The 22,889-nt window shown below is 72.1% G+C and carries 20 protein-coding genes; 13 read left to right on the top strand and 7 right to left on the bottom strand.

All coding sequences use genetic code 11. The features are described 5' to 3' along the window. The first annotated feature begins 256 nt into the window (after window positions 1-256). Both ACIPUC_RS01800 and ACIPUC_RS01805 read left to right on the top strand, forming a co-directional pair. Complete coding sequence (locus ACIPUC_RS01800; protein WP_446586197.1) at window positions 257-676, top strand: SSI family serine proteinase inhibitor; 420 nt, start codon at window positions 257-259, stop codon at window positions 674-676. 219 nt (window positions 677-895) lie between these two features. Further along, window positions 896-1,366 carry a flavodoxin family protein gene (locus tag ACIPUC_RS01805; protein ID WP_446586198.1) on the top strand — a complete coding sequence of 157 codons (471 nt, stop codon included), beginning with the start codon at window positions 896-898 and terminating at the stop codon, window positions 1,364-1,366. A 46-nt stretch (window positions 1,367-1,412) separates the two neighbouring features. Here ACIPUC_RS01805 and ACIPUC_RS01810 read toward each other — a convergent pair whose 3' ends face one another. Continuing rightward, window positions 1,413-2,060 (bottom strand): DUF6461 domain-containing protein, encoded by a 648-nt coding sequence (locus ACIPUC_RS01810; protein WP_446586199.1) that lies wholly within the window; start codon window positions 2,058-2,060, stop codon window positions 1,413-1,415. Window positions 2,061-2,264: 204 nt separating this feature from the next. On the opposite strand from ACIPUC_RS01810, the gene ACIPUC_RS01815 reads away from it, so the two are divergent. The 4 genes from ACIPUC_RS01815 to ACIPUC_RS01830 all read left to right on the top strand — a co-directional run bounded on the left by ACIPUC_RS01815 (window position 2,265) and on the right by ACIPUC_RS01830 (window position 7,715). Next, entirely contained in the window at window positions 2,265-2,963 is a 699-nt protein-coding gene (locus ACIPUC_RS01815; protein ID WP_446586200.1) for a DUF4232 domain-containing protein, read from the top strand. A 113-nt stretch (window positions 2,964-3,076) separates the two neighbouring features. Beyond that, the gene (locus tag ACIPUC_RS01820) at window positions 3,077-4,525 is read left to right on the top strand and encodes a DUF7824 domain-containing protein (RefSeq protein ID WP_446586201.1); all 1,449 of its coding nucleotides are present in this window, start codon (window positions 3,077-3,079) and stop codon (window positions 4,523-4,525) included. A 101-nt stretch (window positions 4,526-4,626) separates the two neighbouring features. Then, on the top strand, window positions 4,627-5,667 hold the full coding sequence (locus ACIPUC_RS01825) for a VWA domain-containing protein (protein ID WP_446586202.1): 1,041 nt from the start codon (window positions 4,627-4,629) through the stop codon (window positions 5,665-5,667). A 320-nt stretch (window positions 5,668-5,987) separates the two neighbouring features. Further along, entirely contained in the window at window positions 5,988-7,715 is a 1,728-nt protein-coding gene (locus tag ACIPUC_RS01830; protein WP_446586203.1) for an ABC-F family ATP-binding cassette domain-containing protein, read from the top strand. On the opposite strand, the gene ACIPUC_RS01835 is transcribed toward ACIPUC_RS01830, so the two are convergent. Then, on the bottom strand, window positions 7,675-8,943 hold the full coding sequence (locus ACIPUC_RS01835) for an NAD(P)/FAD-dependent oxidoreductase (protein WP_446586204.1): 1,269 nt from the start codon (window positions 8,941-8,943) through the stop codon (window positions 7,675-7,677). The genes ACIPUC_RS01830 and ACIPUC_RS01835 overlap by 41 nt on opposite strands. Before the next feature lie 158 nt (window positions 8,944-9,101). Between ACIPUC_RS01835 and ACIPUC_RS01840 the strand changes: the two genes are divergently transcribed. Further along, window positions 9,102-10,013, top strand: a complete 912-nt coding sequence (locus tag ACIPUC_RS01840; RefSeq protein WP_446586205.1) for an NAD-dependent protein deacetylase — start codon at window positions 9,102-9,104, stop codon at window positions 10,011-10,013. A gap of 76 nt (window positions 10,014-10,089) precedes the next feature. Here ACIPUC_RS01840 and ACIPUC_RS01845 read toward each other — a convergent pair whose 3' ends face one another. Continuing rightward, on the bottom strand, window positions 10,090-10,815 hold the full coding sequence (locus tag ACIPUC_RS01845; protein WP_446586206.1) for a hypothetical protein: 726 nt from the start codon (window positions 10,813-10,815) through the stop codon (window positions 10,090-10,092). 226 nt (window positions 10,816-11,041) lie between these two features. Next, window positions 11,042-11,770 carry a helix-turn-helix domain-containing protein gene (locus ACIPUC_RS01850; protein ID WP_446586207.1) on the bottom strand — a complete coding sequence of 243 codons (729 nt, stop codon included), beginning with the start codon at window positions 11,768-11,770 and terminating at the stop codon, window positions 11,042-11,044. A 259-nt stretch (window positions 11,771-12,029) separates the two neighbouring features. Between ACIPUC_RS01850 and ACIPUC_RS01855 the strand changes: the two genes are divergently transcribed. Then, window positions 12,030-13,256 carry a serine hydrolase domain-containing protein gene (locus ACIPUC_RS01855; RefSeq protein WP_446586208.1) on the top strand — a complete coding sequence of 409 codons (1,227 nt, stop codon included), beginning with the start codon at window positions 12,030-12,032 and terminating at the stop codon, window positions 13,254-13,256. A 19-nt stretch (window positions 13,257-13,275) separates the two neighbouring features. Here ACIPUC_RS01855 and ACIPUC_RS01860 read toward each other — a convergent pair whose 3' ends face one another. Continuing rightward, complete coding sequence (locus ACIPUC_RS01860) at window positions 13,276-13,875, bottom strand: TIGR03086 family metal-binding protein (protein WP_446586209.1); 600 nt, start codon at window positions 13,873-13,875, stop codon at window positions 13,276-13,278. Window positions 13,876-14,062: 187 nt separating this feature from the next. On the opposite strand from ACIPUC_RS01860, the gene ACIPUC_RS01865 reads away from it, so the two are divergent. Continuing rightward, window positions 14,063-14,560 (top strand): DUF2975 domain-containing protein, encoded by a 498-nt coding sequence (locus ACIPUC_RS01865; RefSeq protein WP_446586210.1) that lies wholly within the window; start codon window positions 14,063-14,065, stop codon window positions 14,558-14,560. Beyond that, window positions 14,560-14,772: a helix-turn-helix domain-containing protein gene (locus ACIPUC_RS01870; RefSeq protein ID WP_446586211.1), complete on the top strand. Its 213-nt coding sequence runs from the start codon at window positions 14,560-14,562 to the stop codon at window positions 14,770-14,772. Before ACIPUC_RS01865 ends, ACIPUC_RS01870 begins: the two co-directional genes overlap by 1 nt. A 109-nt stretch (window positions 14,773-14,881) precedes the next feature. On the opposite strand, the gene ACIPUC_RS01875 is transcribed toward ACIPUC_RS01870, so the two are convergent. Next, the gene (locus ACIPUC_RS01875) at window positions 14,882-16,093 is read right to left on the bottom strand and encodes an FUSC family protein (protein ID WP_446586212.1); all 1,212 of its coding nucleotides are present in this window, start codon (window positions 16,091-16,093) and stop codon (window positions 14,882-14,884) included. A 163-nt stretch (window positions 16,094-16,256) separates the two neighbouring features. Then, window positions 16,257-17,291 (bottom strand): glycoside hydrolase family 26 protein, encoded by a 1,035-nt coding sequence (locus ACIPUC_RS01880; RefSeq protein WP_446586213.1) that lies wholly within the window; start codon window positions 17,289-17,291, stop codon window positions 16,257-16,259. A gap of 378 nt (window positions 17,292-17,669) precedes the next feature. Between ACIPUC_RS01880 and ACIPUC_RS01885 the strand changes: the two genes are divergently transcribed. The 3 genes from ACIPUC_RS01885 (at window position 17,670) to ACIPUC_RS01895 (ending at window position 22,888) form a co-directional block, all read left to right on the top strand. Next, complete coding sequence (locus ACIPUC_RS01885; protein WP_446586214.1) at window positions 17,670-18,791, top strand: nucleotide disphospho-sugar-binding domain-containing protein; 1,122 nt, start codon at window positions 17,670-17,672, stop codon at window positions 18,789-18,791. A 204-nt stretch (window positions 18,792-18,995) separates the two neighbouring features. Beyond that, a complete protein-coding gene (locus tag ACIPUC_RS01890; protein ID WP_446586215.1) occupies window positions 18,996-20,684 on the top strand; it encodes a hypothetical protein in 1,689 nt (562 codons plus the stop codon). Continuing rightward, entirely contained in the window at window positions 20,672-22,888 is a 2,217-nt protein-coding gene (locus tag ACIPUC_RS01895) for an MMPL family transporter (protein ID WP_446586216.1), read from the top strand. The genes ACIPUC_RS01890 and ACIPUC_RS01895 overlap by 13 nt, the downstream gene beginning before the upstream one ends. Window position 22,889: the final 1 nt, after the last annotated feature.

The following is a 22,889-nucleotide window of genomic DNA, read 5'->3' on the forward strand; positions in this document are numbered from 1 at the left end:
GAACCGCGCACGACCGACAGCAGGTCAGCGACCCGCCGACGGCCGTCCCGCCCGCTCTCACCGTCCGCCGGGGCCGGCGGCACACCCCCTCTGAACTGCCCGAACGACCGTTCGGTTGCCGACAAACGAAGCAGATGTCTGTAAATCGGTGATCGATGTGCAGGCGCCCTTCACACCCGACAAACTCGGCAGCGTCCAGTCGATATATCGCAGCCAACTGCTGCATCCACCCTTCGAATCGAAAGAGAGTTTTGTCGTGCGTCACCGCATCGCTGTCGTCTCCTCCGCTGTTCTCCTGACCCTGGCCGGCGCCACCGGCATCGCGGAGGCACAGCCCGCCGGCCTGTACGCCCCCTCCGCCGTGGTCCTGACCGTCGCTCAGGGCGAGGACGAGGCCACCGTCGTGCGGGCGTCCACCCTCAGCTGCGCACCGACCGCGCAGGGAACGCACCCCGACCCCGAGGCCGCGTGCGCGGCCCTCGACGCCGCCGCCGGCACCCTCGACACGCTCCTGGACGCCCCGGACTCGGACCGCGCCTGCCCGATGCACTACGACCCCGTCACCGTCACGGCAGACGGCGTCTGGCAGGGCAGCCGCATCTCCTGGAAGCACACCTTCTCCAACGCGTGCGTCATGTCCGCGACCTTCAACGGAAACGCCGTCTTCGCGTTCTGACCGGCCCCCTCCCCGCGTGCCGCCCCCGCCCCTCCCCGGGCGGGGGCGGACGTGCGTCCCCTCTGGACGACGGCGACCCTCGCAGCAGTGTGCGACCCGACCAACTGCATGCCGGAAGCCCTGTCCCGGTACGGCGTGGCCGTCGTCACACCCGCGTGCTGTCACATCCGGCGCCGCTGCGCTGTCCCCGCTGCGGAACCGAGAGAAGGGATCGTCAGGATGAAGGCCGTCATCGTGTGCGTCTCCGTGTCACACGGCAATACGCGTCGTGTCGCCGACACCATGGCCCGGGTGCTGGACGGGAAGGTCGTCTCCCCCGAGGAGGCCGACCTGGAGGAGCTGGCCGACGCCGACCTCGTGGGCTTCGGCGCGGGCGTCTTCTACAGCAGGCTCCACCCCCGCCTCACCGACTTCGCCAGGTCACTTCCCACCGGCCGCGGCCGCGCGTTCGTGTTCGCCACCAGCGGGCTCCCCGAGCTACCGCTGGCGCCCTTCACCCGCCCGCTGGTCCAGCTCCTCGAAGGCAAGGGCTTCGAAGTGGACGGGAGCTTCTCGTGCCGGGCGTTCGACACCTGGGCGCCCTTCAAGCTCGTCGGCGGTATCAACAGGGAGCGGCCGAACATAGGGGACCTGACCGCCGCTCGGGCATTCGCCGAACGGCTGCGGGACGGGAGAGGGCCTGTTTCCTGACCGTGCCGCGTCGGGGCTGCCCGGCCCGCTGTCCTCGGCGAATGGACTACGCCGGTTCCAACAGGACAGCCGGCAGGGCACCGCTCACGATCGGGTCCTTCGGCAGCGAAAGCCCGAAGAACCCCTCGACGATGCCCAGCACGGTGCGGTGTACCTCTCTTCCGTCCCGCTCCGGGTCAGGGAGGCCGGCGGCGGTCAGCAGCTCCTGTACGCGGGCGGCCGTCGCCGGGTCGCCGTCAACCCCCTGGTAGCCCCACGAGGCGTCCAGGTGCAGATTGCAGGCACTCAGCAGGCGGCCGTCGTGGAAGTACTGGAACTGCGGCGGGACCGGCTTGCCGTTCTCCTCCTCGTACTCCAGAAGGCAGACGTGCACGCCGCCGCGCGAGACCGGTGCCAGCGGACCGAACTCGCCCGGCCAGCCGCCGTAGGCGACCGCGTACGTCCAATCACCGGCACGGCCGAGACGCAGTCCGATGCCGTCGTAGGAGTCGCCGTAGGAGTCGTCCATCAGCTCCAGAAGGGAGCTTCCGGTGTGCTCCCCCACCGCCACGGCAACGTGCCGCGTCTCGTACAGCACGGCCGCGGCGAGGCGATCGGCGAGCTCTTCCGGCGACAGGCCGCGGGCGAGCACCACGTGGTAGCCCCCGAAGGCGATGGATTGGGGGGCAGCAAGCCAGGTCATGTCGTCCGTCATGACCGTCATTCTGACGGCCGCCTCTGACAACGCGGCCACCGTGGGGTACCGCACCCTGCGAAGGCCCTGACCCCGTCCCCACGACGGAACCGTCACCACCGCATACGAGAGCTGTAACGGTCCGGGCGGGGGCGTGAATCCAAAGCGGGGGCGGGCAACCTGTCCACACCAATCCCAGTACGTCAGCAGCCACGGGGGCTCGTGATGCGCACTCTCCGCAAGACCACCCACGCCCGGGCGCTCGGCGCCCTCGGCCTCGCCGCCGCCGCGCTCCTTGCCGCCACGGCCTGCGAGCCGGGCAACGACAAGGCGGGCGCCACCCCGCCGCCGAAGTCCTCCCCCTCCCCCGCCGCATCGCCTTCCACCCCCTCGGCCTCCGCGCCGTCCTCTGCCGAGCCCTCCGCGTCCCCTTCGGCACCGGGCCGCCCGGGCGAGGCCGAGGGCGACCCGAAGGGCATCGACGGCAACTGCCCCGACGAGTACACCGACGTCAAGGTGGAATGGGCCGTGCCGCCCACGAAGGACGACTCGAAACTCCTGCTGACCGTCACCAACACCGGCACCAAGCCGTGCAAACTGCGGACCTATCCGGTACTCCGGCTGGAGGACGGCCACGGCCGGCTCGTCGGGGTCTTCGAGAACTCCAAGCCGCAGCAGGAGGTGACCCTCGCCCCCGGCAAGGAGGCGTACGCGGGTCTGCTCCTGCGCCAGGGCAACAGCGACGTCAGCACCCTCGTGAAGAACATGGCGCTCGCGCCCCACGGTCAGCGCCCCGACGGCAACACGGGCGAGGGCGTGCTCCTGGAGATGCCGAAGGGCGGCGTGCGCGTGGACGACAAGGCCCGTGTGACGTACTGGAACAGCAGCTCGGAGGCCGCGGTGTCGCCGCTGTTCGCCCACTGACGCGGGCCACCCGACACCGGTCGCGGTGGGGGTCGGCACGGGCTGGACGACGGCTTCCCACCGTGCGGCAGCGGGCGACGATCTCGCCCGTGGGATGCCTCTAGCGTTGCAGCATGATCTGGACCGCCTCTCAGGACGCCCTGCCTCCCGTGCCGCCCGCGCGGCGACTCGACGCCGCGCCCGAGAACCTCGCCGAGGCCGTCGAGCTGACGGCAGCTCATCTCGACTCCCGCGCGCACACCGTGGCAGAGTTCGAGCGCTCTCTCGATGGGCTGGTACGGCAGGCGCACCGCGACCGCCACCCGCTCGCGCGGGCACTGTCCACCGCGCTGGGCCACCGCTACACGGAGGAGGAGATCGAGGCACACGAGCTCGCCGGGGTGGACGTCGTGGTGGCCTCGCTGTTGGGGCGGATTCCGGGGTACAGCCTCAAGCCCGCGTACGTGCGGCGCCATCGGGGGCACGAGGAGTGCGCGCAGGGCGGGCTGGAGCTGGTGATCGCCGCGCGGGTGCGCGAGATCGGGTACGCGCTCATGTCCAAGGACCCCCTGCCGTTCCTGCTGTCCACGCCGACCTGGGACACGGGCACGCTGGAGGCGGCCGAGCTGGTCGAACGGCTCGTGGAGTACCGGCGGTTGGACGTCGAGCCCGGACCTGCCGACCTGGGGCAGGCCCTGCTGCGCGTACGCCGTGACGATCCGGCGGCCGGAGCGGCGGCCGAGGCCGCCGCCCGGCTCGGAACCGCCGAAGGCATTCGGCTCGCCGCCTGGCTCGGCCCGGACGGTGAACCGGGCCCGGCGCTCCGCCGGGTCGTCGAGCCCGACCCGCGGGCACACCGGGCCTGGGAGCGGACCGGTGCCGCGGTGCCGCAGGTCGCCTTCGTCAGCGGTGAACGTCCCGTCCTGGGGCGGGAGTTCCCGGAGGCCTTCCACTGGCTGGGCCGTCCGCACGAGGGATTCACGCAGTGCTACCACTGGCACGACGGGCATCCCGTACGGGCGGCGGTGCTGCCCGAGGACCGGAACGCCCAGGCCGCGTGGCTGCTGCCGCACGTCACACTGGCAGCGACGGCCGGCGATCACGGCGGAGCCTGGATGCTGCCTCACCTTGCCGGGCTGGGCGGGCCTGCGGGACCGGCGCTGCACGCCGCCGTGGCGGCGGGGCTGGGCGGCCGGTACGCGGAGAGCCGGCGCCCGGCGGTGGAAGCCCTGCTGGTGCTTGCGGCCCGGGGCGAGCTCGACGCCCCGCTGCTCGGCCGTGAGCTCGCCACGATGGTGGCCTTGGGAACGGTCAAGCCCAACCGGCTTGCCGAGGCAGCGCGTTCGGCTGCGGCGGCGGGTGCGCATGCCACGCTGTGGACCGTCCTCGCCGAGGTACTGGCGACGCTCCTGCCGTCGGCGCGGGGGGCGGGCGAGGTACTGGCTGTCGCCGCCGCGTGCGCGGAGCGGTGCGGGGCCGTGGGTCCGGTCCCGGACGGAGTGGCGGCGGCCGCGGCCCGTCGCGGGTCCTCTCGGCTCGTTGCCGAGGCCCGCCGGCTGAGTGCCGCACTCACCGGCGGGTGACCCGGACCGCGTTCCGGAGGTGTCCGTCCCGGGAGGCGAGATCGATTGTCAGTGGTGGGTGAGACGGTAGGTACATCGAGTCGGAACGAGGGGGAGCGGCCATGTCCGGAAACCAGAACTACATCAACCACGTTGCTCTTGTGCTGGATGCCAGTTCGTCCATGTCGCACCTGAGCAGCAAGGTCGTCGAAGTCGCCGACCAGCAGATTGCCTACCTTGCCCGCCGATCGGGGGAACTGGACCAGGAAACCCGCGTCACGGTGTACGTCTTCGCGGACAAGGTGGAGTGCGTCATCTACGACAAGGACGTGCTGCGGATGCCGTCGCTGAAGCAGCTGTACCGGGTCGGTGGAATGACGGCTCTGCTGGCGGCCTCGCTGAAGTCACAGCGGGAGCTGGCGCAGACGGCTCAACTGTACGGCGACCACAGCTTCCTGACGTTCGTGCTGACGGACGGGCAGGAGAACGCCAGCCACCGCTGCCCGGATGCCCCTGCCAGGGATCCGCGTGAACTGGTGAAGGCCGTGGCGGAGATGATCGCGACGCAGCAGGACAACTGGACGCTGGCCGTCCTTGTGCCGGATCAGATGGGCAAGCGCGAGGCCATGCAGTGCGGCTTCCCGAAGGAGAACATCGCCGTCTGGGACGCCACGAGCACCCAGGGTCTGGAGGAGGCCGGGCAGGTCATCCGGGAGGCCACCGAGAAGTTCATGGTGGGCCGCACCCAGGGCATCCGGGGATCGCGGGCGGTGTTCTCCACCGGTGCGGAGGCGGTCAACAAGGACACCATCAAGGCGGCCGGTCTCGCTCCGGTGAATCCGTCCGACTACCAGCTGATCCCGGTGGCTCGTGACGCGGCGATCCGGGACTGGGTCGTCGAATCCGGGCACACCTACCGCACGGGTGGCGCGTTCTACCAGCTGAGCAAGCCGGAGAAGATCCAGGCGCAGAAGCAGATCGCGGTGCTGGAGAAGAAGACCGACCGGGTGTACACGGGCCCGGAGGCCCGAGCCCTGCTCGGCCTGCCTCACACGGAAGCCCGCGTCAAGCCGGACCACAACGACGACTTCACGATCTTCGTACAGAGCACCAGCGTGAACCGGAAGCTGGTACCGAACACGCGGCTGCTGCTGATGGGGTGACGCCGGGCACGCCCCGCCGGGCCGCCGATGCCGCTACGTGCTCGCGGCCGCGCGGGCGGTTTCGCTCGCCGGTCCCGCCGGGTCCTGCGGTGTCCGCTGCTCCGGCCGGGGAGCGGGATTGGGCTGGCGGCGCTACGTGACCGTGGTCCTGGACGGCCGCGGAAAACAGCGAGACGAGACGGTTCGGGCCGCAGTACGCTGGTCCTATGTGCGTGTACTACTTCTTCCTCTGATCCGTCGCGCGATCCGGTCAAGCCGCCGTGCGACCGGTTCGCGCTACCCCTCGCCAGGAAGCAGGTTCACGCCCCCAGAGGATTCCCATGCGCCCGACCCGCCCCACCACACTCACCACCAACAGCGCTCACTCCTCCACCGCGCCCGTCTCCCAGCTCGCCCTCAGCGACGTCTCGAAGGCGTACGGCGACCGCGTCGTGCTCGACCAGGTCTCGTTCACCCTGCGCCCCGGCGAGAGGGCCGCCGTCATCGGCGAGAACGGCTCCGGCAAGTCGACCCTCATGCGGCTGATCGCCAGGGCCGAGACGCCCGACCACGGTCAGATCGTCAGCCGCTTCCCCGGCGGCGTCGGCCACCTCGCGCAGACCCTCGATCTCGGGCCGGACCACACCGTGCGGGACGCCGCCGACGCCGCCCTGCACGAGATACGGACGCTGGAGCGCCGGATCCGGACCGCCGAGGCCCGGCTCGCCGACGCCGGGCCCGCGGAACTCGACGCGTACGGAGATCTGGTCACCGCTTACGAGGCCCGCGACGGCTACACGGCCGACGCCCGCACCGACGCGGCGCTGCACGCCCTCGGCATCGGACACATCGGCCGCGAACGGACCCTCGGCTCGCTCTCCGGCGGGGAGCAGTCCCGGCTCGCCCTCGCCTGCGTACTCGGTGCGGCACCGGAACTGCTGCTGCTGGACGAGCCGACCAACCACCTCGACGAACCCGCCGTAACGTGGCTGGCGGAGCGACTCCGCGCGCACCGGGGCACGTCGGTCGTCATCACGCACGACCGCGCGTTCGTCGAAGCCGTGGCGACGACCGTACTGGAGGTCGACCGCGATCTGCGGACCGTCACGCGGTACGGGGACGGCTGGGCGGGCTACCGGACCGCCCGCGCCGCGGCCCGCCGGGCCCGCGAGCAGCGTCACCAGGAGTACCTCGGGGAGCTCGCCCGGACGCGGAGTCTCGTCGAGGCCGCCGGGCACCGCCTGGCCGCCTCGGGCAAGGACCCCAAGCAGGGCTTCGGCAAGCACCGCCGCTCGCACGAGGCCAAGCTGTCCGGGCAGGTCAGAGCGGCCCGACGGCATCTGGACCAACTGCTGCGCGAACCGGTCGCGGCGCCGCCCGCGCCGCTGCGGTTCACCGCGCGGATCGACGAGGACGGCGGGATCCTGCCGCAGGACGCGCCCTGCGTGGCGGAACTGGCCGAGGTCCGGGTCGGCGGACGGCTGGCCGTACCGGAGCTGACGATCGGGCCGGGCGCCCGGTTGCTGGTCTCGGGTCCGAACGGGGCCGGCAAGTCGACGCTGCTGCGGGTGCTCGCCGGCGAACTCGCCCCGGACCGGGGCACGGTGCGGTGCGCGACATCCGTCGGCTACCTCCCGCAGGAAGTCGTGTTCGATCCCGGCCGGCACCCGCTGCTCCACGGCTTCGCAGCCGGGCGCCCCGGCGACCCGGAGGAGTACGCCGAGGAGCTCCTCGGCCTGGGGCTGTTCCGCGGGGAGGACCTGCACGTGCCCGTGGCCGCGCTCTCCGTCGGCCAGCGCCGCCGGCTGGAGCTGGCCCGGCTCGTGACGCGCCCCGCCGGACTGCTCGTACTCGACGAGCCGACCAACCACCTGTCGCCGGCCCTGGTCGAGGAACTGGAGGAGGCCCTGGCCGCCTTCCGGGGCGCGGTGGTCGCGGTCTCCCACGACCGCCGCTTCCGCTCCGCCTTCACCGGACCCGGACTGGAACTCTGCGCGGGCACCCCGGTGGCGGGCTCGGCACGACACGTCACAGGTGCTCGGGTGGCACCGTCGCCCGGCGGTGCTTGATGTTGACGGCCGAAGCCTTGGCCAGCGCCAGGGGGTTCAAGAAGCGCAGCGGACCGATCAGGCGGGAGGCGAACAGGTGCATGTGCCGCGCCAGCGCTGCATCGCGCGCCGCCGCCGAGAACATCAGCCGCTCCACGGGGTTGAACGCACGGGCCTTGGCGAAGTCGGCGGCCAGGTACTGGTGGCCCCGCAGTCCGCGCCGGTGTCTGCGTGCGTACATTGCGAGCGACCTGTCGAGGTCGCCCCGACCGGTTGCGGCCGAGGCGACCGCCTCTGCCAGCCACTGCGCGGACTGCAGGGCCCACCCGCAGCCCACGCCCCACAGGGGATCGCCGGTCAGGGCGGCGTCGCCGATGAGCGCGACGCCCGGTGCGGTCGGCTTGCGGCTGTGGAGCGGGTAGTTGACCGTGCCGATGATCTTCGTGATGCGCTCGGCGGAATCGATGGGCGGTGCCTCGGGTAGCGCACGGACGAATGCGACGAAGCTGCCCTCCAGGTCATCCCGGAAGGCCGGCAGCCGCTTCTTCTCCGGGAGCACCGCGATGACGGTCACCCCGTCGTCGTTCGGAAACGCGTAGGCCATGTCGGGCTCGAGGAACCAGGCCTGAGCGATCCCCTCGTGCAGCGGCAGATTGCGGAAGTGCGCGAGATAGCCGAACCGCGTGTTCTCGTACAGCCGAGCAGGCACCCCGGCGAACTCGGCCACGGCCGAGTCCTTGCCGTCCGCGCCCACCACCAGGCGGGCCCGGATCTCGCGCTCGCCCTGCGGTGTCGACGCGCGCACCCCCACGGTTCGCCCGGCCTCCCGGACCAGTCCGGTCACCTGGTGGCCGAGGAGCAGATCGACCCCGGGGGTTTCCCTCGCATGGGACCTGATCAGCGGGTCGAGGGTGCTGCGCCGGATGTTGTACGCGTACGGCAGCTCGGGGCCCTTCGGCGCGGCCCTCGGCTCGATCCATCCCCAGCGGGTGTACCAGCGGGCCTGGTTGCGGACGGCCCCCGCCTTCTCGAGAGCGGTGATGAGGCCGAGTTCGTCCAGCACGGGGTAGGCGCAGGCCGTGAGGGAGTGGGTGCACAGCACCTTGTACGCATCGGGGTCCGAGCGGCGTTCCAGCAGTGCGACGCGGACACCGCGTCGAGCGAGCAAGATCGCCGCGGCGCTGCCGGCGAGGCTGGCTCCGCTGATGACGACGTCGTAGTCGTGTCCCGCGCTCTCAGGCTCGGTCATGGCGCTGAGCGCTCCCTTCGGGGGGTGTGGTGCCGTTGGTGGGAGTGGTGCAGTCCACAGCTGTCAGGTACATGAACAGTTGTCAAGGGGTGGGCACACCTGGCACACGGTCGCCGTTCCGCCGCGCCCCTGCCCACCCCGTTCCGTACGCTGGCGGCATGCGCATGCGCCCCACTCTGAGCTGGACCCCTCCCGAGGACCTGCGGCCCGGCACCACGGACCTGGAGCCGGTCGCCGATCTGCTGAGGACCGGCGGTGTGCTGGTGCTCAGCGGGGCGGGCATCTCCACGGAATCGGGCATCCCCGACTACCGGGGTCAGGGCGGGAGCCTGAGCCGGCACACCCCGATGACCTACCAGGAATTCACCGCCGACGCCCGGGCCCGGCGCCGGTACTGGGCGCGCAGCCACCTCGGCTGGCGCACGTTCGGCCGCGCCCTGCCCAACGCCGGGCACCGCGCCGTGGCGGCGTTCGGGCGGCACGGCTTGCTCTCGGGTGTGATCACCCAGAACGTCGACGGCCTGCATCAGGCCGCGGGCAGCGAGGGCGTCGTGGAACTCCATGGAGGCCTGGACCGGGTCGTCTGCCTTTCCTGCGGTGCCTTCAGCTCGCGCAGGGAACTCGCCCGGCGGCTGGAGGAGGCCAATGCGGGCTTCGAGCCGGTGGCCGCCGGACTGAACCCGGACGGGGACGCCGACCTCACCGACGAGCAGGTCGGGGACTTCTCCGTAGCGCCCTGCTCGGAGTGCGGCGGCATCCTCAAACCGGACGTGGTGTTCTTCGGGGAGGCCGTTCCCCCGCGGCGCGTCGAGCACTGCCGCGCGCTGGTCGGTGCGGCGACCTCGCTGCTGGTCCTGGGCTCCTCACTGACGGTGATGTCCGGGCTCCGGTTCGTCCGCCAGGCAGCCCAGGCCGGTAAGCCCGTGCTGATCGTCAACCGGGACCCGACCCGCGGCGACCCGCACGCCGTCACCCGGGTCGCGCTTCCTCTGGGGCCGAGCCTCACCAGCCTGGCCGGCCGACTGGGCATCCCCGTCGACGGCCAGACAGCGGCCCCGGTCACTCCATGACAGCCATGACCACGTTCAACGGGTGCACGGGATCGGAGCCGGTTCGGGGGCTCGGTGATCAGCCCGAAGGCGGTGGTCAGGCCGGGGCGTTCCAGGCGGTCGTCAGCCCGTCCAGCCACGCGGGCGGCAGCTCCGCGGCGTCCCACTCCTCGCGCAGCTCCCGCGGCGCGGCGAGGAGCCGCTCCAGCACGGCGATGCTCGTGGCGGAGTGGAGGAGCGAATAGCGGCCGTGCACCGTGATGGCGCTGTCCGGTCCGTACGCCGCGAACAGCCGCTCCAAACGGGCCCGGTGGGCTGCGGTGAACTCCGTCAGCCGCCCGGCGTACCCGGCCCGCTGCCGGGGGCTCATCGTGGCGAGGACGGCGGCGAGCACCTCCTCGGTGACCTCCGGATCCAGCTTTGAGCCCGCGGTGAACGACAGGTACAGAGGTGTGACTGCGACCCGCGCCCGCTCCACCTCCATACGCCCGGCCCGAGGACGTTCCCCGGCTGCGCCCAGCCCGTCTGCCCCCACGACCTCCAGCAAGGTCCGTTCGACGACGGCCCCGAGCTCCTCCTGAAGGCTCCCGGCGCCGTCGAGCCAGCCCGACTCGTACGCCTCGCCCTTGTCCCCCGGGACGCTCCAGCCGCCGCTCAGCTCCTCGTGCGCGAGAGCCAGCGCACCCGCCTCCAGGAGCCCGATCAGTTGCCGCGCGTCGTCGGAAGGGACCCCCGCCCGCGCGAGGAGCTGCAGCAGCGTCGTCCTCGCGTTGTCGACACTGACCTCGTCCGGCCACTGCCGTCCCTCATCGGCCGCGCTCATCGGATCCTCCTCGTCGCTCGGGTGGTGCGGGGGTGTGGAACGAATCGCTCCCCCACCGGTCCAACGCCCAACAGCCGGGCCGTGCTCCCCGGCGGGCGCAGCCCGGGCAGTCGGCACTCTGGTCCCCGCCGCCGACCTGCTCGCGCGCTGCCCACAGGCATCCAATCAGCCGGACCCCACAACTGCCGCCAACCATCCGCCCCGGCCTCGCCGACATCTGAAGAGGTCATTGCCCTCGCCCGGCGCTCCGGGCCGTCCGGGTCTGCCGCCACTGCTCCATGGCCTTCTGGAGGGACTCGCTCACGAGGAGGAGGAACTCGGCGGAGGACTCGAAGCGGGCGCCGGCCGGGGTGGCGGCGCCGAGGATCTCGGTTGCGCGCTGCGACGCGGCCACCAGGGCGTCGTTCATCTGCACCGCCGCAAGGGTGGCCCGGAGCCAGACCTCGTCGTCGAGGGCATAGCGTTCGCGGCGCCCGCCGGGAGTCCGTTCCCGTCTGAGCATTCCCTGCTGTTCGAGGAAGGTGACGGCGTGCGAGACGGACGCCGGGCTGACGCGGAGCCGTTCGACCAGGTCTGCGGCGGCGAGGGCGCCGGAGTCGGTGATGTACAGACAGACCAGCACCCTGGCCGCCATCCGGGGCAGCCCCTGCTGTTCCAGGAGAGCGGTGAAGGACTCCGCGAAGTCCTGGACCTCCCGGGGGTCGCGCCCGTGGCCGCTGTCGGGGGCCGGGGGCGGCGGAGGCTGGGCCTGCTTGCGGCGGCGCGCACGCTGCTGTGTGGCCTCGTGTGCGCGGGTCGCCCCGTAGCCGTCGGGCCCGCCGTTGCGGGTCACCTCCCGCATGACGGTCGAGGCGGGCCGCCCCAGGCGTCGGCCGATCTCCGTGTAACCGAGTCCCTGGGCAAGCCCCGTAGCGATGTGCTGGCGCTCCTCATTGGTGAGCCTGCCTCCGGGCATCGGCGCCCTCCTCCTCCGTCGACCAGCGGGGCTCGGGTCCCCACACTCCGCTGCGCAGTATGCATTCACTCAGAGTCCATTGCAATATTCGCCTCGACCACCCCCCTTGCGTTCAGCGTCACGGTCATTGCAATTTTCTGCCATTCTCCCAATCAGCAGGACCTAGTTGAGCCTCATGGTGCGTTGACAGAATTCTAAACGCAATATAGCGTCGCCTTCGTTCAGTGGTTCTCGAATACTGCGGGCAAGGGGGCTCATCATGGGAACGGGCAACGGCTTCTCCAAGGCGGGGCTGGACAGGGTGCGCGACGTGCTGGCACGGCACGTCGAGTCCGGGAGGATTCCCGGACTCGTCGCCCTGGTCAGCCGGGGCGACGAGACGCACGTCGAAGCGATCGGCACGATGCGTCACGAGGGTGGCGCGCCGATGCGCCGGGACACGATCTTCCGGATGGCGTCCACGACCAAGCCGGTCACGATGGCGGCGGCGATGGTCCTTCTCGACGAGTGCAGGCTGCGGCTGGACGACCCGGTGGAGCGGTGGCTGCCCGAACTCGCCGACCGCCGGGTGCTGAAGCGGATCGACGGCCCGCTGGACGACACCGTGCCGGCGCGGCGACCGATCACCGTGCGGGACCTGCTGACCTCCACCTTCGGGCTCGGCATCGATCTGACGGCACTGGGCTCGCCGATCATGACAGCGATCTTCGAGCGGGGCGTCTTCAGCCAGGGCGCGACGCCGCTGCCCGAGCCGGACGAGTGGATGCGCCGCCTCGGCATGCTGCCGCTGATGCGCCAGCCCGGAGAGCACTGGCAGTACCACCTCAGCCACGACGTACTCGGCGTCCTCGTCGCCAGGGTCTCGGGCCTGCCGTTCGAGACGTTCTTGCGCGAACGCGTCCTCGACCCGCTGGGGATGAAGGACACCGGCTTCCACGTGCCCGCCGGCAAGATCGACCGGCTGCCGCCCAGCTACGCCCCCGATCCGCAGACCGGAGAGTTCACCGTGTGGGACGAGGCGGTGGGCGGCCAGTACAGCGCACCTCCGGCGTTCCAGGCAGGCGGCGGCGGGTTGGTCTCGACCGCCGACGACTACCACGCGTACTTCCGGATGCTGCTGAACCACGGGATGCACGGGACCGAACGGATCCTGTCCCGGCCCGCCGTCCAGCTGATGACCACCAACCGCCTCACGCCCGAGCAGGAGACCGCCCGAACCGCCCTGGCCCGCAACGCCGTCCACGTGTCGTTCGGCCAAGGGCAGCAGGGCGGCTGGGGCTTCGGGATGGCGGTGCGCACCTACCGCGGCGACTACGCGCCCATCGGCCAGTTCGGCTGGGACGGCGGAACCGGCACCTCGGCGTACGCCGACCCGAACGAGCAGCTCACCGGAATCCTGCTCACCCAGGTCGGGCTGTCCATTCCGGACCCGGCGCAGCTCATCCACGACTTCTGGACGACTCTCTACCAGGCGATCGACGACTGACGCCGAGCCGCTCGCGGCCTCACGGGGACGTCGGCGGCGTCCATCCCGGATCACGTCCGCTCAGCCCCACTGCCCGGTCCAGCAGCGGGGCGTCGTCCGGGACGGGCACGACCTCTCCGAAGATGTCCGCCCGGCCCTCGTCCTCCAGGGCCGCCAGCAGGAACGCGTACGAGGCATGCAGCGCGGCCTGATCGGGTGCGTACTCCTGGCCGGTGGCCCGGGCCAGGTCCCAGCCGTGGATGACCAGTTCGTCGACGGCCACCGCGGCCGCGATCTCGCCGGGCAGGTCCACTCCGCCGGCCCGGGTCGCGCCGGTCCAGGCGGCCGGATCCCTCCAGGCCTCGGCCAGTTCGCCGAGGACCCGGGGCAGTTCCTCGCGCCAGCCGGCGGGCAGGGAAGTAGCGGCCGCGCCGGGATCCGAGTCCGTCGTCGGGCCGAGGTCCTTGCGGGCCGCATCGCGGAACGCGGCGGCGAGGCCCGCGATGTGGCCCAGCAGGTCGCCGACCGCGTAATCGGGGCAGGGCGTCGGGTCGGCGAGACGGGCGTCCGGGACCCCCGCCGCGAGACGGGCCACGATCCGCGCTTGCGGTCCGAGGTCGAGAGTGGTCGTATCGGGCATCTGCCGCTCCTCCGGAACGATGGCTCTGAAGGGTAGACCGACGGCGGAGCCCGAACTCATCGACACACTGATGTCCCTTCCCAGCCGGTTCCAGCACGTCGGCGTGGCCCTCGTCTGCCGCGCCGACCCTTGCAGCGCGTATCGATTATCGATAGATTCTCATCGTGAATCGATCGAGGGAGTGGTCATGGGAAAGCTGACAGTGCTCGCGCTGCGCGCCGTGCTCGTGGTGCTGCTGGCCGGCACGGCGTTCGTACAGGCAGTGATGGTGCCGCTGTTGGCCGCGGACCTGAACGATCTCGACGGGGACCTCGCGCACCTGCGCACCCCGATTCTCGTGATCATTCTCCTGGGCGTCGTGACGGTCCAGGTCGTCCTGGTCTGCGTGTGGCGGCTGGTGACGATGGTGCGACGCGGAACGGTGTTCTCCCACGCCGCCTTCCGGTACGTGCACTTCGTGATCGGCGCGCTCGTGGCGGCCGCCCTCCTGGTGTTCGCGCTCGGGGTCGTCCTGGCGCCGGGCGAGGCCGTGCCCCCGGGCATGGTCCTGCTGATCGGCGGGGCCGGCTTGGCGGTCCTGGGGGTTGCGCTCATCGTGCTCGTCCTGCGGATGCTGCTGGCCCAGGCCGTGGCGCGCGACGTCGCGGCGGCGCAGATGCAGGCCGAGCTGGACGAGGTGATCTGATGCCGATCGTCGTCGACATCGACGTGATGCTGGCACGGCGGAAGATGTCCGTGGGCGAGCTCTCGGACCGCGTCGGGATCACGCCCGCCAACCTGGCGGTGCTCAAGAACGGCCGGGCCAAAGCGGTACGGTTCACGACCCTGGCCTCGCTCTGCGAGGTCCTCGAGTGCCAGCCGGGAGACCTGCTGCGCTGGGAGTCCGAGGACGGGTGACGTCGGCGGACGCCTCGGTCGCCCCTGCCGTCCCGGACGCGGACGCGTGGGGCAGGGCCGCGCCGGAGGCCCGTCCACGCTCGTGCCGGGCGCCGGAGCGCCGGCCCTCTCACTCTGACGGCACCCCCCGGCCTGAGCGGCGGCGCAGGCGCCCGCGCAGGCGGCCGGTGCGCCGGCTGCGGGTGTGGTGGTCCAGTTCCTCCAGCAGGCGCTGGGAACGTTTGTCCACGCCCAGTTCGTCGAGGACCCGGTCGATCTCCGCGAGCAGTGCGCCGTGCAGCTGCCACTGGGCCGGGTCCTCGCCGACGTCGGCGAGCAGCAGGTCCGCCAGCCGGTCCCGGTGCGCCCTGGCCACGGCCAGCTCCCCCGTCAGGCGGGCCTCGGCCTCTTCCGCGTTGGCGCTGACCTGGGCGGTGATCAGCTGGGCGAAGCTCTCCACGGCGAAGGCCGTGTGCACGAGCACCTGCCGCAGCGCGATCGTGGTCCGCGTCGCGAAGAGCGGACCGTCGGGCCGCGCCTTGGCCAGGTCCGTCAGCGTGCGGCAGGCCACGCGGAGCACCACCGCGCAGATCTCCAAGGTGTCCAGGCCCGTCCGGAGCACCAGCCGGAAGAGCAGACCCTCCTTGACCCGCGGGTTGAGGCGGAGGCTGTCCTCGGCCTGTCGCAGGGACGCGTCGACCTGCGCGATGTCGTTGTCGAGCCGGCGTGCCTCGTGCAGCCGGGCGGCGGCCTGCTCCACCTTGACGGTCCCGAGGGATTCTTCGCCGAGGTGGTTCAGGAGCCGGCTCATGCGCGTGGCGAGGTCGGTGATCGCCGTGCCTGCCGGGCCGACCCAGAGGGGCGGCGCGACGAGCAGGTTGACCAGCAGCCCGACCGCAGCGCCGATCAGCGTCTCCAGGACCCGGTCCCAGGCGGTGTCCGCCACCTGGGTGACCCCGAGGACGAGCATCGCGCTGATCGCGACCTCGGGGACGAACTCGTCGACCCGGACCAGGTGGCCCACGACCAGGGAGGCCAGGATGAGCAGGCCAAGGCTCCACCAGGTCAGGCCCACCAGCACGCTGAAGGCGATCGCGATCAGGACGCCGACGACCACGGAGTTCACCCTGCGGATGCTGGTGGTCAACGTGGAGTAGAGGGTGACCTGGACGACGAGCAGGGCGGTCAGCGGGGCGGTCAGCGGGTTCGGCTCGCTGCTGAGGCGGAGCGCGATGACGTAACTGACGACGGCCGCCGCGGTGGACCGCAGCGCTTGGACCGCGACGGGATCGCGACGGCGGCGAGCGATACGGGCGGCGAGGCCGCTGATCATTTCCGGCATACCTGCGCGCATTCCCCCGGCGGAGCCGGGTGACGCGGTGCGCGAGGTTTTCGACCCCTTGGCGGCGACGAAGTACACGTGTGAGCACACGCGGCAGCAGGCGCACTGCGCACCGCCCGCTCCGGGACCTGCCGGACGAAGCACCCGGGCGACTCCACGCCCATCAGCCTGACCTCGGGGTCCTCACGGCCGAAGACGGAAGGCCGCGGCCCTGCTCGGTGGACAGGAACTCCTGAAACACTCGTGCGGAGCGCGGGTTCTGGCTGCACTGCCACACGCCGTGCGGGCAGTAGTCGGTAATGCTGTGGTAGAGCGGTTCGTGCTCGGCGATCCATGCCAGCATGCGCCGCATGTACTCGGGGTTGTCGCCGTTCCGGAACAGCCCCCACTCGGGGTACGAGATCTGCTTGCCGTGCGCCCTCGCGAAGTCGACCTGCTGCCGGAGTCCGTACGGCTGGGCGGCCTGCTCGTCGAAGGTGCGGCCGGGCTCCTGGTCGTAGGAGTCCATGCCGATGACGTCGACCACGTCGTCCCCGGGGTAGCACGTGGTCCAGGCGATCGCGTCGCTGCCGCGGTTGGGGGCGAAGTCGAAACGGAACTGCTGTCCCTCCACCGAGCGCATGGCAGCCACGATGCGCCGCCAGTACCTCTTCCAGTTCTCGGGGTCGGGCCGGCACCGGTGGGTGTAGTCGAAGCCGTTCATCTCCCAGCCGAGCACGATCACCGTGTCCGGCACCCCGAGGTCGACCAGACGCTCGGCCAGCCGCTGGAAGTGGTGGTCGTACTCGCCCTGCGCGCCGGAGCGGATCAGCTCGGCGACCCGGCCGTCGGGGACGCCGGCCTCGTTGCCCTCCAGCATGGGCACGTTCAGGACGAACAGCCGATCGGCTCTCGCCCTGCGCCACTGTGCCCAGCTGCGCAGGGAATCGGGTGCGCCCTCGATGTTCGACCAGGTGTCGCCGGGCAGGTAGGTGTGGCCGGCGCGCAGCTCGGTACCGCCGAGCCAGCGCGAGAGTCCCTGCATCCTCTCGACGCCGGGCGAGCCGTAGTGGAGATAGGCACCCACTGCGACCTCGTCCCCGGCGTTCCTGCCGGGAGCCTCGTGCGGCGGCGTGGCGAGGACGCCCCCGGTGGCGAGCAGGCCGGCTGCGACCGTACCCATGCAGGCGCCCGCCAGCCGGCGGCCTCGATGGGACATGGCGTCTCCACATGCTTCGCGAACCGATATGTCTGGCAACGACGTTAGGCATCTCATCCGATCGCGGCCTGTCCGGTGCCCCGATGCTGGGCCGTTCGCAGTAGACGGCCACTTTCGCTTGGTCCGACCAGGTGAACACCGCCACCCTCCTCCGCGCGTACCGGTGGCCCACACGCCGGCCGGGCCGACCGCCATCGCGTCGCCACCGCCGCCGTCCAGGAACACATCGCCCAGGGCCCGGAAAGAGCCGTCCCAGAATGTCCGATTATCGACCCCCTCGGGGGGAACACCGCGTGCGGTCCCGTCAGTTCACCGAAGGAACCGGGGCGAGCCCGCACGACTCGTCCTCGACCGTCAGGACAACGGCAAGGAGAACCCGTGCGCATACTCTTCACCGGACCGGCCGCGGCCGGCCACCTGTTCCCGATGATCCCGACCGCGCAGGCCCTGCGCGCCGCCGGCCACGAGGTGCTGTTCGCCGGCTCGCAGCCGCTGAACCCGCTCCGCGAGGCCGGTTTTCCGATCGTCGAGATAGGCGACGGCCGCAACATCCGGGAGGTGTTCCAGCAGTCCACCGGCGAGGAGGTGCGCTACGTCACCCCCGACATGACCTCGGACGAGATCCTCGACAGGGCGGCCCACGGCTTCGCGCTCGTCTCCCGCTCCACGGTGGACGGTCTGCTGGAGGCCGCCGACAGCTGGCGCGCCGACCTGCTGGTCTACGACTCGTTCCAGGCCTCCGCCCCGCTGGTCGCGGCCAAGCTCAAGATCCCGTCGGTCATCCAGAACTTCGGCGTCACCTCCGGCCTGGACATGGTCGGCCGGCTCGCCGCCAACTTCACCGAGGCGTACGAGACGTACGGGGTGGCCGGCCCCGCCGAGCCCACCGCGCTGAACATCGTCCCCGCCTCGCTCGGCGGCGACCCGGGCGGCCTGCGGATGCGCTACCTCCCCTACAACGGCGGCGGCACCGTCCCCGCCGAGCTGCTCCGCCGCGACACCCGCCCGCGCGTCGCCATCACCCTGGGCACCGTGCTCACCGAGATGGACGGGGTCCGCTCCATCGTCCGCCTGATCGAGGCCGCCGCGTCGGTGGACGCCGCATTCCTGCTCGCCGTCGGCGACGCCGACCTCACCGCGCTCGGCACGCTCCCGGACAACGTCCGCCCGCTGCCCTGGGTCCCGCTCGCGGAGCTGCTGACCGCCTCCGACGCGCTGATCCACCACGGCGGCTCCGGCACCCTGCTCACCGCCCTGCAGGCCGGCCTGCCCCAGCTCCTGCTCCCCCAGGGCGCCGACCACTTCACCAACGCCGACGCCCTCACGAAGACCGGCGCCGCCCTGTCCTCGGCCTCCGACGACGTCGACGCCGCGCTCCTCGCCCGCCTCACTGCCGACCCGGCCCTCCGCGAGGCCGCCGCCCGCCTCCGGGCGGAGAACGCCGCCCTGCCCACCCCGGCCGAAACGGTCCCCGCTCTGGAAGCGCTGGCCGCCGCCTAGTGCTGTGGCCGGCGTGGGGCCGACGGAGGATGCCGGCGAGGTGGAGTGCGGCCTGGCCGGGCGATCGTCGCATCGCCCGGCCAGGCCGCGGGGGCATGACTGTGAACGGTCAGAGGCGCGTGGGCGCGCCGTCGGCCGGGTGCGCGGGCCTTCGACGATCATGTGATCCGGCAGCCCCACAGAGCAGCCGAACGGAGCCGGCCCGTGACATCAGTCGAACTCTCCCCGCGCCCGGTCGCACCGCGCCGCCCGCGAGCCGCGGCCGCCCGCGAGCCGTGGCACCGGCGCCATCGCGTGCCGCTGATCGCCACGGGTTCCGTGCTCCCGCTCTACGCCCTGTGGGCCACGGCCCTCGCGACCGGCGGCGGGGATCTCGCGGCGCAGGAGGCGTGGGCGGGGTTCGTCGCGCGCCACCCCGGTTCCGTCTACAACCTCTCCTGGCACGGCGGACTGCACACCGGCTCCTACAGCCTGATCTCGCCCTATGTGATGGCGGTCTTCGGGGTGGTGCCCGTGACACTGGCGAGCGGCCTCGTGTCCACCTGGCTGGTGGGGCGGATCTGTGCCCGCTGCGGTGTGCACCGGGCCCAGTGGCCCGCCCTGCTGGCGGCCTTCATGCTCTGGTGCCAGGCGGCCTCGGGGCGCACCACCTTCCTCCTGGGCATTGCCTTCGGGCTCGCGGCGCTGCTGGCGTTCCTGAGCGGGCGCCGCGGCGCGGTCACAGGCGGCTGGGCGGCATCGGCCGCGATGGCCAGCCCCGTCGCCGGGCTGTTCCTCATGCTGCTGGGCGCAGCCTGGCTGCTGACGTACCGTCGGGCACAGGCCGTCGCGTTGCTGGTGGCTCCCGCCGCCGTCCTGGGCCTGACGGCCTGGCTGTTCCCCTTCCACGGCCAACAGCCCATGGGCTTCGTACGGATCTGGCCGCCCCTGCTCATGGCCGTCATCGTCGTTCTGGCGGCCCCGCGCTCCTGGCTGCTGCCGCGGTCGGCCGCGGCGGCGTACGCGGTGGGCGTCGGACTGGCCTATCTGATCCCCTCGCCGGTCGGGACGAACGTCGAGCGGCTTGCCCATCTCGCGGCGCCGCCGGTGCTGCTCGCCGCCGCGATGGCGCACGTCCACGCCGTCGGGGCGGTCGGGCCCCTCAGGCGGCTCGGGACGGTTCGGCGGGCCTCGCTCGTCCTCGGCCTCGTCCTCGCCGTGTCCTGGGTGGGCGGCAATACGGCGGCCCACGTCATGGACACGGCGAGGGTTCCCCGGTGGGCCGCGGAGACCGGCGGTGTCGTCCACGCCCTCGAGCGGCTGGGAGCGGACCGGTCCAGGGTGGAGGTGGCCATGGCGCGCAGCCATCGGGAGGCGGCCGTGCTGGCGCCGCACGTCCCCCTGGCACGCGGCTGGAACCGGCAGGCCGACGTCGAGCGCGGACCGCTGTTCTACGACGGGTACGACGGAGCCGGCGTGCCCGCGGGAACGTTCACTGCGGACGCCTACCGCGCCTGGCTCGACCACTGGGCGGTCGGCTTCGTCGTCCTGCACGACGGCCCGCTCGACGCCGCTTCGGAGCGCGAACACGCGCTGGTGGCGAGCGGGCCCGCGTACCTGGAGCCGGTGTGGCGGGACGAGAGCTGGCGGATCTACCGGGTCAAGGATCCGGTGCCGGTGGTGGATCCGCCCGCGTCCGTGGTGCGCTCCGACGCCGCGGAGATGGTCGTACGGATGCCCGTGCCCGGAACCGTAACGCTGCGGCTGGCCTACTCACCGTGGCTCCGGGCCGAGGGCGGGGACGGATGCCTGGCACCCGCGCGCGGCGGACTCACCCGGCTGACGGTGAGCCGGCCGGGTCATGTCACGATCGGCTCCGCGTACGGCCGTGAGGCGCGCCGATGCGCCCGTTGACGGGGGTGCCGCCCCGCACCGCGGGCGCGGGCACGCCGGTGTCGGGCCGACTCGCCCTGCTCTGCGTCCGCCACCACCGGCTCGTCCTGCTGATGTGGCTGCTGCTCCTGGGTGCCGGGCTGGGCTCGGTCGGACCCGTGGTGGACCGGCTGGACCGGCAGCCCTGGAGCGTGGCCCCTCATGAATCGGTCCGGGGAAACCGCCTGTTGGACGGCACCCGGTCGTTCGCAGGGCAGGTCGACGCGGTCGTGGCGGGCATGCCGGTAGCCGATCCCCGGTTCCAGCGGGAGCTGGCCGCCGCGCGGCGTGACCTGTCCGCCGTCCCCGGTGTGCACGCGGTGACCGCCCCTGTCACATCCACCACGCCGGGCCGCCACGCCACCCCTGCTCCGGCCGGTGCCTCCGATTCAGCCGCTTCCGCCGTTTCCGCCGACGGGCGCGCCGCCCTGCTGTCGGTCCGGCTGGAGCGCGGACTCCCCGATGCCGTACGGCAGAAGACCGAGGCGGCGGTCGCATCCCGGATGCGGGACATCGCCGGCTCCGTGCCCGGCGTCGAGGTGACCCTCGGAGGCAGCGACCGGGCGCGCCGCGCGGTGGCAGACCAGTCGCTGGCCGACACACGGCGCAGCGAGATGATCACCCTGCCCGTGACCTTGGCCGTGGTGTACGTACTCTTCGGCGGCTTGGTGGCGGCCTCCGTACCGGTGTTGGCAGCCGTGTGCACGGTCGGCGCGGGGATGCTCTGGCTGCTGGTCCTGTCGCGCTGGTACGACCTCACCTCGCCCGCACTCTCGACGACCACGATGGTGGGGCTGGCCCTGGCCATCGACTATTCGCTGGTGACGGTGGGGCGGTTCAGGGAGGAGCGGGCCGCGGGCCACGACGTCGCGGAGTCGGTGGTGCGGACCATGGCCACCGCGGGGCGCGCGGTCCGCTTCGCCGCGCTCGTCGTCGCCGCCGCCCTCTGCGGACTGGCCGCCTTCCCCAGCGACTTCTACGCCGCGATCGGCCTGGCCGCCGCGGGGACCGTCGCCCTCTCCCTCGCCGCCGCGCTGACGCTGACCCCGGCACTGCTGGCGGCCTTCCCGAAGCGGATCGGAGCGTGCGCCGCCCGTGGCACCGGCTCCGGCGCGTTCGCCCGGCTGGCCCGATGGACCCGGCGGCACGCGCTTTCGGCCGCCGTCGGCGTCGGGGTGCTGCTGCTCGCCTGCGCCACCCCTTTCCTCCGCGTCCACCTGGTCAGCCCGGTCGGGGAGCAGCAGCTCCCGCCCGCGGCGGAGGCACGGCGCTATGCCGACACCGTGGCGGAGCGGTTCCCCCAGCACCGCGCCGACGCGGTGGTGGTCGTGGCCCGCACCGACCCGGCCCGGCTCCAGCAGTGGGCGGGCCGCTTCGCGGGCGGCCCGGACGTCGAGGCGGTGGGCGCGGCCACGGCCGCGGGCCCCGGGATCGCGCTCGTCCGCGTGGTGCCGAAGGCCGACCCCGCGGGCGGGCCCGCCGACCGGCTCGTCCAGCGCATGCGGGCGGACCGCCCGACCGATTTCCCCGTCTGGGTCACGGGACGCAGCGCCCTCGACATCGACTTCAGAGCCGAGGTCGTCGACCACGCCCCTCGGGCCGCCGCCCTGATCGCGGCGACCACCTTCGTCTTCCTGCTGCTCATGACGGGTTCGGTGCTGCTCCCGCTCAAGGCGATCGCGATGAACACCCTGTCGCTGGGCGCGTCGTTCGGCGCCCTGGTCCTCGTCTTCCAGGACGGCTGGGGCGCCGGCCTGCTCGGAGTGCACACGCTGGGCGGACTGGGCTACTGGCTCCCTGTGGTGGTGTTCGCGCTGGCCTTCGGCCTGTCGATGGACTACGAGGTGTTCCTGCTCTCCCGCATTCAGGAACTCCACGACTCCGGGGTGGACAACGACCTCGCGGTCGAGGTCGGGGTACAGCGCTCCGCCCGGATCATCAGCTCCTCGGCCGCGCTGATGTGCATCGTCTTCATCGGATTCGCCACGGGGGAGCTGCTGGTCATGAAGCAGCTGGCGATCGCGCTGACCGTTGCCGTCGTCGTCGACGCCACGCTGGTGCGGTGCGTCCTCGTTCCGGCCACGATGACACTGCTCCGCGACGCCAACTGGTGGGCGCCGCCCGCGCTCCGCCTGCGGATCCGCGGTCCGCGGGCCAAGGCCCCGGCCGCGGCCTCCTCCGACTGAG

Source organism: Streptomyces sp. LARHCF249, assembly GCF_052871255.1.